We start from the raw sequence: 15,635 nt of genomic DNA, 5'->3' as shown, positions 1-15,635 counted from the left end.
CAATTTACCGCCGGGCACTGAAAGCCGAAAACCAACTCTGTTACCGACTGCATTTATCTGCAATGGGCCTGGCCGGCCATAGCCCAATGCTCGCTGGTACTGCGGTCGGTTAACGCGGCCGGCAGCTCCAATTTTGTCGATAAACCCTGCGTAACGCTTAGGCTGTCCCCGCCAGCGGCCAGCCAGCACCCGGAGTCCGCCCAGGCAAGCCAACCCGTAGGCCTCCCAAGCCAACCCCAACCTCCCGGCAGTCCCGGTACTCAATTTACGTCAAAAAAGAGTAATGCAGACATCCGAATTGATGCGCTCAATTAACAAGTAAACCCTGCGATAAAAACGCCTGAAAAAATTAAACCCACGATTAAATAACCTTGCCGACAATATACTTTAAAACCGAACGCCAAGACTCTAAGTTAGAAAGTCAGCGCGGCTAGTACAGCTAAAGATGTAAGTCAAGGCTTGCTGTCGAATTCTATCAACCATCTAAGCGTCATAAAATTTTAAAGAGTGGAGTTGCGCGCCAGTACGTAGAGCGATAGTATCGGGCGCTGTCAAACGATCATTCTATTAATCAGCAGATGGCGAGAGCAGGGTTGTGATACGCACCCTTCTAACTTCCAGTTACTCCCAATACTGGAAGTTTCTCGCAGAGCTAAACACTTGGTAAATCCTTCTAATGCCTCAGCTGCCACGGCCCATTTTCGAGTCCTATGAGATCTTCATTGATCAGGACTTTAGTTCGCCTGAGCCTGGCATGGTGTGCGTTCGAGTTTACTTGGACTCATTTCAGCCTGAGGTTGAGGCACACAAGGGTTACCTCGCGGCGCGCAGTTTTCTGAGGTCATTCTCGGACAACAGCTTCACGTTTACGTCTTACCGTACACATGTGGAACGATTGCTCCTATGGTCGATGCTTGTTAAGCGCAAACCTTTCAGCCAGCTCAAACGTCAAGATGCCGAGGACTATCTTGAGTTCTGCCGAAACCCGCCGTCGGACTGGATTGGCCCAATTGTTCGCGGGCGATTTGTATCCAGCAGCCACACAGAGTCAACGTGGGGCGATCTGGTTATGCCGAACGAAAAATGGAGGCCGTTCAGCCTGAAGTCTTCCAAGGCTGCTCATCGTGAGAAGGAATGCTGTGATCAGCCCCTGGATATGGCAGTCCACGCTAGCTACCGAGCGTCTCAAGGCACCATCAATCAGGTTTACTCAATCAGTAGTCGTTTCTTCGAACACCTGGTCGAAGACGGCGCCGTCGCTGCAAACCCCTTCCGGATGATCAAAAAAAAGGGGCAGAATCGCAGCACTCCACAAGAAGAAGGCGCTCATCGGGCGTTGACGCCTCTTCAATGGGACTACGTTCTGGAAACCGCTGAACAGATGGCGCTGGTCGAGCCTGACCGTCACGAGCGGACGCTGTTCATCCTAGCTACCCTCTTCGCCATGTACCTTCGCGTTTCAGATATCGTCGGCAGGCCCAATTGGCAACCGGCCATGGGCGATTTTCGACAAGACGAAGAAGGAAACTGGTGGTACCACGTCATCGGCAAAGGCAACAAAGCCGGCAAGGTTGCCGTTAGAGACGAGTACATCACCAAATACCTGAAGCGCTACCGGCGTTTTGTTGGCCTTCCAGCGCTTCCACAGTGGGAGGAAAAGACACCTCTGCTCACGACGCTGCGCGGCAGATCAGGTCTTTCAGGACGACAAGTGCGCGCCCTCCTCCAGGCTGTTTTCGATAAACCGTTGTCCCGGATGCGAGATGAAGGCCGAGAGGAGCACGAGCTGATCAGTCTTAAAGCTGCTTCCGCCCATTGGCTGAGGCATACGGCAGCAACTTTTGATGCGCCGCTGCGCAGTGCCAAGGATCTACAGTTGGACTTACGCCACAGCAACCTCAGTACGACTCAGAACGTCTACTACCACTCGCGTGACCAAGAGCGCAGTCGATCTGTCAAGAAAATCGGTATGCGTGACAGGGGGTAATCTTCGCCCGGGCAAGGTAGATACCAAGGCAGCGGCGCGGTAGAAAACGTGATTTGGCGGGGACGAGTGGGCTGCGCGAAGCGATCTTCATTGCAGGCGGATTGACCGTCATGCACAGGGAACGGGAAGCTGGGGTGATTCGAGACCAGCTTGCGCATGTTTTACCGGGACACGCCCATGACTTCAGCCAAGTCTGTGAGGCCTACAAGATCGGGTGTCGATCCAATCAGCTTAGCGTCAGGCACCGCGCGGCGGACATCGGCTAATGCGCTTTCGACTGCTTCTCTAACGTTGCTAGCCTCTCTCACGAACTCAAGACCAATTCGGCCAGATTGCCCAATGCCCACCAGTGCATCGTCACACCCCTCCTCTACCAGTTGCTCAATGAGCGCGTCGATGTCAGTGTCGCTGGTTGTTAACTGATACTTGAGAGTGAAGGTAAATTCCATCTTTATTGCTCCGAACTACGGGGATCGCTCGACTACCTTTGAGCCAGGTCGCGCTGGACTTCAGGCCCCAGTGACTGATCTGCAGTATGAAAAAACACGTCAACGTTATCAAATGACAACCTTGCAGGCGTTTGAGCATTGATCTGGTGATACGATCCCCTGCACCCATAACGGCAAGCGATACCACAATGGATCCAGGCTAATACGCCACACGGCTTGATCGTGCGCTTCCAGAGCATTAGCCGCAGGTGTGCAGTACAGGTAGGAAGCTTAAAACGTGTAGTCTCGACGGTCGTGCAAGCGTCGTGATTTACCGTCACTAAGGACAGCGAACACACTGCACGAGAGCTGCCGTAGATCAGCGCTTCAACCCCTGAGCTTGGGTTGTAGATCATCAACACTGGACGCTACTCGCCCACGGGTATTCCCGTGTCCGTAGAACGTCCAGACAAACCTGTCATTGCCACTGCACATCATTAAAGCAGCGAGGACTATCTAAACCCACTTATGCAGCGGTGTAAGCAGCCCTCGCGACCCGGTCAATCTACCTCGTCACCCGTCACTGCCGGTTATCATATTGATCCCAGCCTTGGTCGCGCCAGCTGTCATCCACGCTGGCCCCTCCCGTGGTATCGATCAGCACTAGACCCGCCCTACCAGCTTTCGCATAGATCAGTGCTCCATGGCATAGCAGCGTGTCCCCGGCAAAGATACGCTCACCCACAGACGCCAACGAATACCGGCACTGGGCACAAGGCCTTCAAGGCATCGATACAGCGGGGCACAACTTGATCGCCCGGCAGGCTTAAGCTCTGCGCACGAGCCAGGCCCTCTGGTTCGTTCAATACCAGTACCTCAGCATCATCAAGGTAATAATCTTGCCTGGGGAGGCCTTCCTCGACCTTCAACGCGGCGAAGCTCTTGTAGCCAAGCAATGCTGCCAGGACTTCAAGGACGGGTTGGTGTTGAACAGTGTGCCCCTGCTGGGCCAAAAATTTGCGAGCCTGGAATGAAGCAGGCGTGAGGAAATCAGCCACGTTCGGTTTCCGAATGTCTGTAGGCAACGCTGAGTCGTTTTGTCGTTGCACACAGCCGGATATCCGGAAATGTCTGCAAGTATTGAGGTAGAGCTATTGGATTGCGCCCTTTTCAAGCCGACCAGAACTTAGGCGGGGTGGCCTGCTCGTAGATTAGCCCTCCCACGCTCACAAGTGCAAGAGGACAAGCTTGTGGAGTTCGCCAGAGCATGGAGCGGCGGCCCTGTTTCGAGCCACGCTACGCCACTACACATCTCCTCCACGAGAGTGCTGGTAAACCGCTACGAGGCAGCAGGCAACATTCGTCTCCGCAGGCTTATGCCTAACCGCTCACATGCTTATTTTTCGCCGCAGACGAAGGCAGCGAAGTAAGTATTTCGGTGCGACAGATTTCAAGTATTTCATCAGCGATGGATGAGTCATCCGGACACGCACGCGACAGCATGACCGCGCCAATAGCATGGGCCAACAGGTCGATCATTTTCACCCGAGCCTCTCGTTTCGTCACATCCAGTCCAGATGTGTACTTTTCCTCTAGTGCTGCAAGCGTATTTTCAACTCCACTGGCAAAGGTCGCTTTCAAATCATCTGACTGACGGGCGGCGTCCCCACACAGGGCTGCCATGGTGCAGCCCACCCCTCTCCCATCTCTGTGATCCCTCGACACGTAAAGATTCACAAAATCCGCAACGTCGAGATCGCAGGTACTAGATAAGGATTTTGCCAAGCTATTTTGAGCTGCTTCGGCCATCAAATCAGACTTGGAAGCAAAGTGTTTGTAAAACCCTCCATGAGTAAAACCGGCAGTGGCCATCAGTTCCGCCACACCCACGCCATCGTAGCCACGCTCACGAAATAGCTCTGAAGCTGTCTCCACGATATGAGCTCGATTGGCGATTGATTGCGCCTTGGTGACCTTCATTCCTTACTCCTAGGCATGGTAAACAATGCCCGGACTATACTCTGATGTCGATCACAATCAAAACAGTTGACACCTTTGATTACGATCGACATCATTAATTCCTTGCAGGTGTCATTGCCACGAATACGCAGATGGCAGTCATTGATAAACGAGAATGGAGTTGATATGCCCGAAAAGACATTGTTCGAGCCCTGCACGCTCGGCCCGCTGACACTTTCTAATAGAATCGTAATGGCACCGCTGACACGAAACCGTGCTGGGTTGGGTTTTGTGCCGAGCGAATTGGCCGCAACGTATTACAGTCAGAGAGCGTCCGCAGGACTGTTGATTTCCGAGGCTACCCAGATCTCGCAGCAAGGTCAGGGATATCAAGACACGCCTGGGATTTACACCCAGGCGCAGATGGAAGGATGGCGTGCAGTTACTGACGCCGTTCATGCGAAAGGCGGACACATCTTCATGCAGCTATGGCATGTCGGACGTGTTTCCCACGTCGACCTTCAGCAAAACGGTGCTGCTCCGGTAGCGCCTTCTGCCTTACGCCCTGCAACAAAGGTATTTGTTAACAACAGCTTCGAGGATGTATCAGAACCGCGAGCCCTCGATATCAGCGAACTGCCAGGAATTGTTAACGACTTCCGTCTGGCTGCGGCGAACGCAATTGCAGCTGGTTTCGACGGTGTAGAGATCCACGGCGCAAACGGCTATTTACTTGATCAGTTCCTCAAGGACGGCTCCAACATTCGCACGGATGCATACGGTGGCTCGATTGAAAACCGTGCTCGATTACTGCTTGAGGTCAGTGCTGCTGTCGTGGACGAGATCGGTGCTGATCGAACGGGAGTTCGTATTTCCCCAGTCTCTCCTGCCAACGGCGTTTCCAGCAGCGATCCGCAGCAACAGTTTGAGTACGTCGTCGACCAGCTCAATGCACTGAACCTGGTTTATCTGCATGTGGTTGAAGGTGCGACTGGCGGGCCACGCGACGTCGTCCCTTTCGATTTTGGTTCCCTACGCCAGCGCTTCAAAAATACCTACATTGCCAACAACGGCTACGACCTGAATCTAGCCACCTCCCAACTCAACGAAGACAAGGCTGATTTGATCGCTTTCGGACGTCCGTTTATTGGCAACCCTGATTTGGTAGAGCGACTCAAGAGCAACTCCACCTTGTCTGCATTCGATCCTACGACTCTGTATGGCGGCGGTGCAGCGGGCTATACCGACTATCCAACGCTCGCCGACTCCATCTCTGTACAAAGCTGAGACTGAATTGTCTATCGACATCCATTGAAGAGCATGAGTTTATGAGCCTCCCTGAAACTGTACTGATTACTGGCGCCTCCACTGGCATTGGCGCGACTTACGCTGAGCGTTTTGCCCGACGTGGGCACAACTTGGTTTTGGTCGCCCGTGACAAAAACCGCTTAGACGCTCTGGCCTCAAGCCTGCGCGAGCAACACGATGTTGCCATTGACGTGATCCAGGCCGACCTGATTCAAACCAGCGATTTGATGACCGTCGAAGCTCGACTACGCGATGACGCCAGCATCGGCATCCTTGTGAATAATGCGGGTGCCGCCCAATCTGGCAGCTTCGTTGATCAATCCACCGAAAACGTGGCCAACCTGGTCGCGCTCAACACCACTGCACTGGTGCGACTCGCCAGCGCAATCGCTCCACGCCTCGCAAACGCTGGCAATGGCGCGATTATCAACATTGGCTCTGTCGTGGGGCTGGCACCGGAATTCGGAATGACCGTCTACGGCGCGACCAAAGCTTTTGTTCTGTTTCTCTCGCAAGGGCTGAGCCTTGAGCTTTCGCCCAAAGGCGTCTACGTGCAAGCTGTTCTCCCTGCGGCCACGCGCACGGAAATCTGGGAACGTGCAGGCATCGACATCAACACTTTGAGCGAAATTATGGACGTGGGCGATCTGGTCGATGCCGCACTGGTCGGTTTTGATCGTCGCGAGCCGGTGACTATTCCGCCCCTACAAGAAGCCGCTCACTGGGATGCTTTGCAGACTGCTCGCCAAGCGTTGCTGTCAGAGATCCGCCAATCCGCAGTAGCCGAACGCTATAAAGCAGAGGTGTGATTTGTCATGCACCAGACGCTCATCTGCTGTTCTGAAACCAAGAGTGTTTGTTGCGCACTTTCTTTACTCACCTATCTGCCCCTGGGCACGGTGTGCACATGATCACTGAAGCCAAAACTCGTCCCACTGAATCGCAAACGCTGTACACCCGTACCGCGAACCTGTGGGTCAATGTCGAAGGAACAACATTTGCCTACCGGGACGTGGGGCCTGGTGAAGGTGCGCCACTTGTTCTGTTGAATCACTGGGGCGCAGTCTTGGATAACTTCGACCCTCGCATCGTAGATGGTTTGGCTCATAACCGACGCATCATTGCCATCGACTATCGAGGAATCGGCGCTTCTGGTGGCACTGCCCCTTTGACCGTCAGTGAAATGGCAAGCGACGCAATCGCCTTAATACGCACGCTAGGATTTCAGAAAGTCGACCTTCTGGGCTTTTCACTGGGCGGGTTCGTGGCACAGGAAATTGCATTGAAAGCCCCCGAGCTAGTGCGAAAGCTCATTCTGACCGGAACAGGGCCAGCGGGTGGCCAAGGCATCGACAAAGTGTGGTCTGTCTCGTGGCCTTTGATGCTGAAGGGGCTTATTACATTTCGCGATCCTAAGTTTTATCTTTTCTTCACTCAGTCGGCTAATGGTCAGAAAGCCGCGCACGCGTTTTTGAAGCGACTGAAGGAGCGAAAAAAAGAGCGTGATAAAGGCCCAACCCCATCAGCTTTCTTGCGACAACTCAAGGCCATCACCGCATGGGGTCGCCAGATGCCCCAAGATCTCAGTCTCATAAAGACTCCAACACTGATTGCCAACGGTGACAGCGACATCATGGTGCCCACTGTGAACTCGACTGAGTTGGCGCGACGCATCCCAAACTCGAAGCTGATTATCTACGAGGACGCTGGGCATGGCGGAATTTTTCAGTACCACGCTGACTTCGTCACCAAAGCCTTGGCATTTCTAGACTCCTGAATAAGAACCTCAAGGCAGTTAGGTATCGCCAGCTTCCACGCCCACGCTCATCTTTTAAGAGTTACATCATCATGAAAGCTTTTTTTATCGAACGATATGGTAAGAGCGGTGGACGTATCGGTGAATTGCCTGATCCGATTGTAGGCACCAACGACGTTTTGGTTCAAATAAAGGCCACAAGCGTCAATCTTCTGGACTCCAAGATCAGAACAGGAGAATTCAAACAAATTCTTCCTTACAAGTTTCCTTTGATATTGGGGAATGATTTGGCCGGCGTTGTCGTTCGCGTCGGGCCTGGTGTTCGCCAGTTCAAAGCCGGCGACGAAGTGTATGCGCGGCCTCCGCAGAATCGTATTGGGACTTTTGCCGAGTTTATTTCTGTAAATCAGAAATCTTTAGCGCTGAAACCTCGGAACGTCAGTATGGAACAAGCGGCCTCGCTACCCTTGGTAGCGCTGACGGCATGGCAGGTTCTAGTGGAATGTGCCCACTTGAAGAAGGGCCAAAAGGTGCTGATTCACGCGGGCTCGGGAGGTGTGGGGAGCATTGCTATTCAACTTGCCAAGCACCTGGGCGCTTTCGTTGCTACTACCACAAGCACGTCGAACGTTGAGTGGGTAAAAGCGCTTGGGGCAGACATAGTAATCGATTATAAAAAACAGAATTTCGAGACTGTCCTAGACGGCTACGACGTCGTACTTAACAGCCTGAATGCAGACACTCTCAAAAAATCACTGCAGTGCCTCAAGCCTGGAGGTCAGCTCATATCCATATCTGGCCCGCCGACGCCTGAGTTCGGAGAGGCGCAGGGGCTGTCTTGGGCCGTCAAGCCAATCCTACGTTTGCTTAGCCTTGGCATCCGTAGAGCGTCTCGCAAAGCCGGGGTGAAATACTCATTCGTTTTCATGCGCTCAGACGGCGCACAACTAAGTGAAATTACTGCATTGGTCGAATCGGGCGCAATCAAACCGATTATCGATAAAGTCTATCCATTCGCCTCAACCGCTGATGCACTCACGTACTTAGAACAAGGGCGATCAAAGGGAAAGGTAGTCATCACCGTCGCGTAACCCGCCCTTGGGTAAGACAGTAAATGGGACATAAAAACTTTAAAGAAAAGGGCTTGGCCGTTGTTCTAACTACTGGGGAGAAATCTCCGGAAGGGTGCATACGCCCTGAGGATGCGCTCATGAAAATCTCTGCAACCGATTTGTTGGCCAGTGCCCCTATATTGCCCAACGACGACTCAACCAATCGACAGCAAGCATTAAATGCTGACGATGAAAAACTAGAAGCGTTAAAAGGAAATGTGACGAATGCGCCACTGGAACAACCTTCGGGCGCTCGGGAGAATCCTGTTTCCAGCAGCCTCCAAAGTCCGGTCAACATTGTGTGGCGCAGTTTAATGCTCGATCCGTAACAGCTAAGTACCAACTGCTTTGATCTTGGACTCAATCAACATAGCGTTCTATGTGGAGATAGATATTAACTACAAATCGTTCGGCAGTACCGGACTCAGCGTTTCGGAACTCGCGCTCGGCACAGGCAACTTCGGCACTGGCTGGGGTTATGGAGCAGATCCCGACTCCAGCAAGGCAATGTTTAATGCTTACGCTGAAGCAGGTGGTAACTTCATTGACACGGCAGACGCTTATCAATTTGGTCAGTCCGAGGAGTTGCTCGGAACTCTACTCCAAGGACGACGCGATGAGTTCGTCCTCGCCACAAAATTTACCAACGGAGCAGCACCCAACGCTAATCGGCTCGCCACAGGTAACAGTCGTAGGGCTTTGGTGACATCGGTAGAAGCCAGCCTGAGGCGCCTGAAGACAGACCGGATAGATATCTACTGGGCGCATCACCCAGATGGTGTGACGCCGGTCGAGGAAATCGTCAGAGGCTTTGAAGATCTGGCACGTGCAGGGAAAATCCTTTACGCAGGACTCTCTAATTTCCCAGCATGGCGACTTTCCCGCGCGGTCACACTGGCCGAACTCACCAACGCGCTGCCTATTGCAGCGGCTCAGTTTGAACACAGCTTGGTGCATCGTGAGCCCGAAGCAGACCTCTTCCAGGCGTCAAACGCCCTGGGTCTCGGCATAGTCACTTGGTCTCCGTTGGGAGGCGGCATGCTGACCGGTAAATATCGCCAAGGTGAAAAAGGACGCGCCGAAGGTTTTGGTGGAAAAGTATTTCAGGCAGAAAATTCAGCACAGCGCACATTGATACTGGACACTGTTTTGGAGATTGCGAGCGAATTAGGCGTGAGTGCTAGTCAGATTGCTATTGCTTGGGCTGGCACACATGGGGCAGTACCGATCATAGGGCCACGCTCAGAGCAGCAACTTACCGATAACCTCGGTGCTTTAGACGTACGCCTTTCACACGAACAGGTTTGCAAGCTTGATGCGGTGAGTAGCTTAAGTCCCTCAGAGCCGTTGAGATCATCTCCGTATCAGTCGAATGAGACTCACGCAAAGACAGTTGCATAAGGACTTATAAAATTCAAAAAGGAGGTTCATATGGCCTCCTTTTCTGAAACTACTGGTCATTGTGGTCTGCGGACGTCGCAACAAAGGCTGCCGAGACGTCTTCTCATCGGCTGGTTGACATCAGCAATTCTGAGGCGACTTTTTTCAGCATGAAAGTTTCGCGCTGGATGGACTGCCCCATCGATGACTCCTCACGCTGCATCACGGCTTCATTGTGCGTTATGGCCTCATCCAGGTTGATCCAGACAGGCCGCATTCCATTAGCGATTTCGTGACTTTCCATTTTGACTGGCTCTAGCTGGGATGCCACTTCGCACACATAAAAATGCGACGTCATGTGCATCAGTAGGCCCAAAAGCCCCGCTTGGGCGAGATATTGAGGGCAAGGTGGGCTACATCATCCGCTTAAAAACGGGGACACTATCGCCCTAAACGCTGGAGTTCGGTAGGTGTATTCGACACGCGCTTACGACGGACGCCCATACGGATCCGGCTAGGTTGAACCTCTGTTGCCTAGATGGACTCCCAAATCTAAATCTAGGAGGAGTTTATGAGCCAAACAGCTTTAGTCGTCGGTGCCAGCGGTATCGTCGGCAGCGCCATCACTCAGTTACTCATCGACAACAAGTGGCAGGTCGCCGCGCTATCGAGGCACCCGTCGCAATCGCAAGGCGTGATCCCCGTTGCGGCAGACCTCCAAGATCCAGCTTCGCTGGAACATGCGCTCGCGGATCTGAAACCTACTCATGTGTTCATCACCACATGGTCACGGCAAGCCACGGAGGCCGAAAACATTCGCGTTAATGCCGCCATGGTACGCAACGTGCTTGCCGCCATTCGACCAGCCAAGAGCGTTGAGCACGTAGCACTGGTTACTGGCCTGAAACACTACCTCGGCCCTTTCGAAGCCTATGGTAAAGGCAGCCTTGCGCAAACCCCGTTTCGCGAAGAGCAGGCTCGTCTGAATGTCGAGAATTTCTATTACGCCCAAGAGGACGAACTTTTCGCCGCTGCTGAAAAGGACGGCTTCACCTGGAGCGTTCATCGCCCGCATACCGTCACCGGGGTTGCAGTAGGCAACGCGATGAATATGGCAACCACCCTCGCCGTCTACGCCTCGATTTGCAAACAAACCCATCGCCCTTTTGTATTTCCGGGATCAAGAGTGCAGTGGGACAGCCTCACCGATATGACGGATGCACGGCAGTTGGCGAAACAACAACTGTGGGCGGCCACCACGCCGGCTGCGGCCAACCAGGCATTCAATGTCACTAATGGCGATGTGTTTCGCTGGAAATGGATGTGGAGCCGAATTGCCGAATACTTCGACTTGCCTGCTGCCGATTATCCCGCCTCACTCTCACCTCTTGAGAAGCAAATGGCTGACGACCAAGCGGTGTGGACGCAAATAATCGCGGAGCACGGCTTGAAAGAAGCCGATATTGGTCGCCTGATATCCCCATGGCATACCGATGCAGACCTTAGTCGACCAATCGAAGTCGTCACTGATATGTCGAAAAGCCGTGCAATGGGCTTCACCGCCTACCAAGCGAGCGATCAAGCATTTTTCGACGTGTTCGACAAACTACGCGAGATGCGCTTGATACCCTATGTAGTGCCACAACGGACAGAGCACTGTGAATAGGTAAAGGCCGCAGGGTGCGGGCCATTTTTAGGGGCCCGCAGTCTTGAACCGAGCAAATTGATCCACTTTTACCAAGTTCACTGGAGCAATGCCGTGCGCAAGCGGCGCGTCTACTGAGTAATCTGAGGGAACATTGCCTTACGCGCGTCAGCATCCATCTCGGTCTTGTAACTGTGCTGAGTCTTCAGTTCTTCGGTTCGCTGTGCTGCCGGTCGAGCATTGATTTCATCAAGGAGCCGTTTTACGTTTGGAAGTTTTACCCAAGCGTCATTACCTAGGATGAACGGTACCGCGCGCGCCCAACCCCATACGGCCATGTCCACCAGCGTGTACTCACTTCCGAGCATGTAAGGCTGTTTGGCTAGATGCTCGTTGATGATCGTCCAGTGACGCCAGGCTTCGAAGGTGTAGCGGGCAACGGCGTAGTCTTTTGGCTCGGGGGCGAAGTGTTTAAAGTGAACAGCCTGTCCAGAGTAAGGGCCGATACCGGTTGCAACGAACATGAGCCAGGAATACATCTCACCTCGCGCCTTGAGATTGTCAGCAGGCAGGAACATCCCTGTCTTTTCGGCTAGATATAGCAGTATGGCGTTGCTGTCGAATACCACGTTGTCACCCTCAACCAGAGCCGGTGTCTTGGCATTCGGATTGATCTTAAGAAACGCCGGATCGTGCTGTTCACCCTTGCGCGTATCAACAGGGATGAGTTCGTACTCAAGGCCTGACTCCTCCAAGAAAAGCGCAACCTTGGCGGGGTTAGGAGACGGGTGATAGTAGAGCTTGATCATATTGACTCCGTGCAGTGGTTTTCAGTGAACATCGCTAGAGCCAAGGGAGGAAGCCCAAGGCTTTTGATTGCAATACTAATGGCGTCTGTTACACACGCGGGATCGGGATTAATCCGTGCCAAAACTCGAATGCCCAGCAACACGCTAAGCAAATGATGCGCCCCCTGCTTCACATCAATCTCAACGGAATCGACAGATTGCAGGCGGAGGGTTTGCAGGCGGCCTTCAAAAAAACGGCGAATGGACTCAAACTCTTCTGCGACGGCCTGTCGCAAATCCGTGTCTTCTGCATTTGCTTCGAGGGCAGAATTCACCAACAGACACCCACGATGAAAAGGATCGCTCAGTGTGCGATTCAACACCTCTGTGAAGAACTCGGTTATGGCCATTCCCGCGTTTGGCAGAGCCTCAAGGCGCCGAATTCGATCACGCACACTGCACTCCAGATAGTGCACGAGGGCGCGACGGTAAAGACTACGTTTGTCGCCAAACGCATTGTAAAGGCTTGGCTGGTTGAGCCCTGTACAACTGACGAGGTCTCGAGTCGAGGTTGCCTCGTAGCCTTGCGTCCAGAACGCTTCGGCAACGGCTGTTAAAACAGTCGACTCATCAAATGTACGAGGACGGGCCATGGTTTTCGCACGCATTTAAGAACTGTTGTTGACCATAGCACAGGTTTTGTATCGCTCACCACAAAACAAGTTTCACATCTCCGAGCTTCACTGACCAGAGATGCGCAAGGAAGAACTCTCGAATGGAAGCGCAAGAACTGGTCAATTTTTGATATCTGCTCGCACCCTTCCACATCATGTGAATAGGCGGCGCACGTGAACCAACCATTCAGCGCCAGGATCATCTACCGTCGCATGCAATCGGTAGACCTGTGTTTCATGGGGCTCCTTCACTGAGGTTACAAGCCTAGCTGGCTGGCGACATTGGCTACGAGACGGATAACGCCTTCGTATAGCTCGCCCTCTCGAAGCTTGATGCCGAAGGACCGGACGATACGCTCACGAAACTGGGTGTGAGAGTCCATCGCGCATTTACAGCATAGCGCCCATTGTCAGTCCGTTTCTTTCAGCATATCTTGTACAAGGGTTATACAAGAGCATTATCCATGTACAACAAAATCAGTTGGCCGCTGACGCTGTACTTTGACGGTGAATGCCCTCTGTGTACGCGCGAAATCAAGCTCCTGCGCGGGCATGCCGTAAAGGATCAACTGCTTTTCGTGGACATCAGCAACGCTGCATTCGACGCAAAGGCACTCGGGTTCACGTTCGAGCAGATGCAGTCCTCGCTGCACGCCCGCTTCGCTGATGGACGTTGGGTAACCGGCCTGGATGCCACCCTGTGGAGCTGGCGAGCCGCCGGCTTGGGGTTTTGGGCAACGCCACTGACGTGGAATGTAGTCCGTCCGCTGCTTGAATTCGGTTATCGCCTTTTCTGCCGCTTACGCCCCCATTTGGCGTGGTTACCTCACCCAGATAGTGGCAGCCGATGTGTCGATAAACGTTGCGCGGTGCCGACGTCAAAACCCGCATCAGACGATCAGTCCACGTTGAAAAAAAAGTAGACCTAGAAAGCTTCGCTTTTTCATGGCCCCGACGAAGAACCTGGGTCATGGCTGATCTGGCGAACCCTGTGCCATCTGCGTCAGATCGTCTCCTACAGCCAAGGATTGCCGACACATAAAGCGCAGCGTGGCTGCGAGGAATCAAGATGAACGCATCAACCCCATCATTAGCCGAACATTACCGTGAAATTCTCGTCGGCGTAGGCGAGAACCCTGAGCGTGAAGGATTGCTGGACACGCCCAAGCGCGCAGCCAAAGCGATGCAGTACCTGTGCAATGGCTACACAATGAGCCTGGAGGAAGTGGTCAATGGCGCATTGTTCGAATCGCAAAACGATGAAATGGTCATCGTGCGCGACATCGAACTGTATTCATTGTGTGAGCATCACATGCTGCCCTTCATCGGCAAGGCTCACGTAGCGTACATCCCTACCGGAAGGGTACTGGGCCTGTCAAAGGTGGCCCGAGTGGTGGATATGTTCGCCCGTCGCCTACAGATCCAGGAAAACCTGACCAAACAAATTGCCGACGCCATTCAGCACATCACCGATGCCGCCGGCGTGGCGGTGGTCATTGAAGCGAAGCACATGTGCATGATGATGCGGGGCGTGGAGAAACAAAATTCGGTGATGACCTCATCCGTGATGCTGGGCGCCTTTCGCGAGTCCTCCTCTACACGTCACGAGTTCCTGCAACTGATAGGGTGACTGGGTTAACACCAACAAATCGCATCAGACCGCAGGAGAGCGTAGATGAACAATCCCTTGACGATGAACTCCCTTGGTGAGGGCTATCGTGCCCTCGTAATAGGCGCCAGTGGGGCGCTCGGCTCGGCGTTTTGTGAGTTGCTCAATCAGGACCCACGGTGTGCGTATGTGCGTGAGCTGGGGCGCAACAGTGCTCCATGCCTCGACCTGGAAGATCCCGACAGTATTGCCGGTGCGGCCTCCGAATTAGCTAAAGAAGCCCCGTACCCGTTAATTTTGCATGCTGCCGGTCTACTTCATCGCGACGAAATAAAGCCTGAAAAAAGTTACTCCGCGATTGAAGCAGACGCGTTGCAGTCGGTATTTCAAGTCAACACGTTTGGGCCTGCTCTGGTTTTGCGTCACTTCCTGCCGTTGCTGGGCGCTCATGGCGCAATGGCGATGCTCTCTGCCAAGGTGGGTAGCATCGGCGATAACCGCTTGGGCGGCTGGTACGCCTATCGCGCCTCCAAGGCGGCACTGAACATGATGATTAAAACCGCCGCCATCGAACTGGCACGAACGCGGCCTCAGATCCGCTTGTTGAGTCTTCATCCCGGTACCGTCATTTCGAGTCTGTCGCACCCCTTTCGGGGTGCCTCTGACGCCAGGCCAGCAAGCATTGCAGCGCATGAGTTGTTATCTCTGATCGACCGCTTAGCGCCTGCTGACAGCGGCAATTTCTTTGCCTATAACGGAGAACGCCTTCCTTGGTAGACAGTGAGTGAACCTTGAATCTCCAGGAGCTGAATGAACGGGCCGTGGTCGAGGTTCTTTTTGAATCCGCGAAGGTTCACGATGAAAAGGCAAACCTGCAGGACGATGAGAGCATAGGTTTCTACGTACACCCCCCAGGTCACCCACAATATATTGATAAAAATCCTGTCATGCGCCCTGCTGGTCGCCTTATGAACATCTGACATCGCCCA

General features: G+C 53.4%; 15 protein-coding genes and 2 pseudogenes. 11 read left to right on the top strand and 6 right to left on the bottom strand.

Annotated features, from left to right (window positions below):
* Positions 1–676 precede the first annotated feature (676 nt).
* Positions 677–1,987, top strand: coding sequence for a tyrosine-type recombinase/integrase (locus AACY30_RS18910; RefSeq protein ID WP_339540942.1), 1,311 nt, complete (start codon positions 677–679; stop codon positions 1,985–1,987).
* Positions 1,988–2,082: 95 nt separating this feature from the next.
* On the opposite strand, the pseudogene AACY30_RS18905 reads toward AACY30_RS18910, so the two are convergent.
* The 3 genes and pseudogenes from AACY30_RS18905 to AACY30_RS18895 form a co-directional block, all read right to left on the bottom strand.
* Positions 2,083–2,436: pseudogene (locus AACY30_RS18905) on the bottom strand (DNA-binding protein); the annotation flags it as partial.
* Positions 2,437–3,152: 716 nt separating this feature from the next.
* Positions 3,153–3,473 (bottom strand): hypothetical protein, encoded by a 321-nt coding sequence (locus AACY30_RS18900; RefSeq protein WP_339540941.1) that lies wholly within the window; start codon positions 3,471–3,473, stop codon positions 3,153–3,155.
* Positions 3,474–3,795: 322 nt separating this feature from the next.
* Positions 3,796–4,395: a TetR/AcrR family transcriptional regulator gene (locus AACY30_RS18895; RefSeq protein WP_339540940.1), complete on the bottom strand. Its 600-nt coding sequence runs from the start codon at positions 4,393–4,395 to the stop codon at positions 3,796–3,798.
* A gap of 165 nt (positions 4,396–4,560) precedes the next feature.
* Between AACY30_RS18895 and AACY30_RS18890 the strand changes: the two genes are divergently transcribed.
* The 6 genes from AACY30_RS18890 to AACY30_RS18865 all read left to right on the top strand — a co-directional run bounded on the left by AACY30_RS18890 (position 4,561) and on the right by AACY30_RS18865 (position 9,951).
* Positions 4,561–5,661 carry an alkene reductase gene (locus AACY30_RS18890; RefSeq protein ID WP_339540939.1) on the top strand — a complete coding sequence of 367 codons (1,101 nt, stop codon included), beginning with the start codon at positions 4,561–4,563 and terminating at the stop codon, positions 5,659–5,661.
* A 41-nt stretch (positions 5,662–5,702) separates the two neighbouring features.
* Positions 5,703–6,491: an SDR family NAD(P)-dependent oxidoreductase gene (locus AACY30_RS18885; RefSeq protein ID WP_339540938.1), complete on the top strand. Its 789-nt coding sequence runs from the start codon at positions 5,703–5,705 to the stop codon at positions 6,489–6,491.
* 98 nt (positions 6,492–6,589) lie between these two features.
* Positions 6,590–7,459, top strand: coding sequence for an alpha/beta fold hydrolase (locus AACY30_RS18880; protein ID WP_339540937.1), 870 nt, complete (start codon positions 6,590–6,592; stop codon positions 7,457–7,459).
* A gap of 71 nt (positions 7,460–7,530) precedes the next feature.
* Positions 7,531–8,529: an NADP-dependent oxidoreductase gene (locus tag AACY30_RS18875; protein ID WP_339540936.1), complete on the top strand. Its 999-nt coding sequence runs from the start codon at positions 7,531–7,533 to the stop codon at positions 8,527–8,529.
* A 119-nt stretch (positions 8,530–8,648) separates the two neighbouring features.
* Positions 8,649–8,879 carry a hypothetical protein gene (locus AACY30_RS18870; protein WP_339540935.1) on the top strand — a complete coding sequence of 77 codons (231 nt, stop codon included), beginning with the start codon at positions 8,649–8,651 and terminating at the stop codon, positions 8,877–8,879.
* Between the two features lie 64 nt (positions 8,880–8,943).
* The gene (locus AACY30_RS18865) at positions 8,944–9,951 is read left to right on the top strand and encodes an aldo/keto reductase (protein ID WP_339540958.1); all 1,008 of its coding nucleotides are present in this window, start codon (positions 8,944–8,946) and stop codon (positions 9,949–9,951) included.
* Positions 9,952–10,054: 103 nt separating this feature from the next.
* Here AACY30_RS18865 and AACY30_RS18860 read toward each other — a convergent pair.
* A pseudogene (locus tag AACY30_RS18860) lies at positions 10,055–10,297 on the bottom strand (DNA mismatch repair protein MutT); the annotation flags it as partial.
* 204 nt (positions 10,298–10,501) lie between these two features.
* Between AACY30_RS18860 and AACY30_RS18855 the strand changes: the two are divergent.
* On the top strand, positions 10,502–11,596 hold the full coding sequence (locus tag AACY30_RS18855; protein WP_339540934.1) for an SDR family oxidoreductase: 1,095 nt from the start codon (positions 10,502–10,504) through the stop codon (positions 11,594–11,596).
* Between the two features lie 110 nt (positions 11,597–11,706).
* On the opposite strand, the gene AACY30_RS18850 is transcribed toward AACY30_RS18855, so the two are convergent.
* On the bottom strand, positions 11,707–12,384 hold the full coding sequence (locus AACY30_RS18850; RefSeq protein WP_339540933.1) for a glutathione S-transferase family protein: 678 nt from the start codon (positions 12,382–12,384) through the stop codon (positions 11,707–11,709).
* On the bottom strand, positions 12,381–13,016 hold the full coding sequence (locus AACY30_RS18845) for a TetR/AcrR family transcriptional regulator (protein ID WP_339540932.1): 636 nt from the start codon (positions 13,014–13,016) through the stop codon (positions 12,381–12,383). Before AACY30_RS18845 ends, AACY30_RS18850 begins: the two co-directional genes overlap by 4 nt.
* Before the next feature lie 485 nt (positions 13,017–13,501).
* Between AACY30_RS18845 and AACY30_RS18840 the strand changes: the two genes are divergently transcribed.
* The 3 genes from AACY30_RS18840 (at position 13,502) to AACY30_RS18830 (ending at position 15,423) form a co-directional block, all read left to right on the top strand.
* Entirely contained in the window at positions 13,502–13,960 is a 459-nt protein-coding gene (locus AACY30_RS18840) for a thiol-disulfide oxidoreductase DCC family protein (RefSeq protein ID WP_339540931.1), read from the top strand.
* A gap of 146 nt (positions 13,961–14,106) precedes the next feature.
* Positions 14,107–14,667: a GTP cyclohydrolase I FolE gene (gene folE, locus AACY30_RS18835; protein ID WP_339540930.1), complete on the top strand. Its 561-nt coding sequence runs from the start codon at positions 14,107–14,109 to the stop codon at positions 14,665–14,667.
* Positions 14,668–14,712: 45 nt separating this feature from the next.
* The gene (locus tag AACY30_RS18830; protein WP_339540929.1) at positions 14,713–15,423 is read left to right on the top strand and encodes an SDR family NAD(P)-dependent oxidoreductase; all 711 of its coding nucleotides are present in this window, start codon (positions 14,713–14,715) and stop codon (positions 15,421–15,423) included.
* Positions 15,424–15,635 lie beyond the last annotated feature (212 nt).

The organism is Pseudomonas sp. RA_5y_Pfl1_P24, from assembly GCF_963970945.1.
Classification (GTDB): Bacteria; Pseudomonadota; Gammaproteobacteria; order Pseudomonadales; family Pseudomonadaceae; genus Aquipseudomonas; species Aquipseudomonas tritici.
This window is presented reverse-complemented; position numbering and strand designations above follow the sequence as displayed.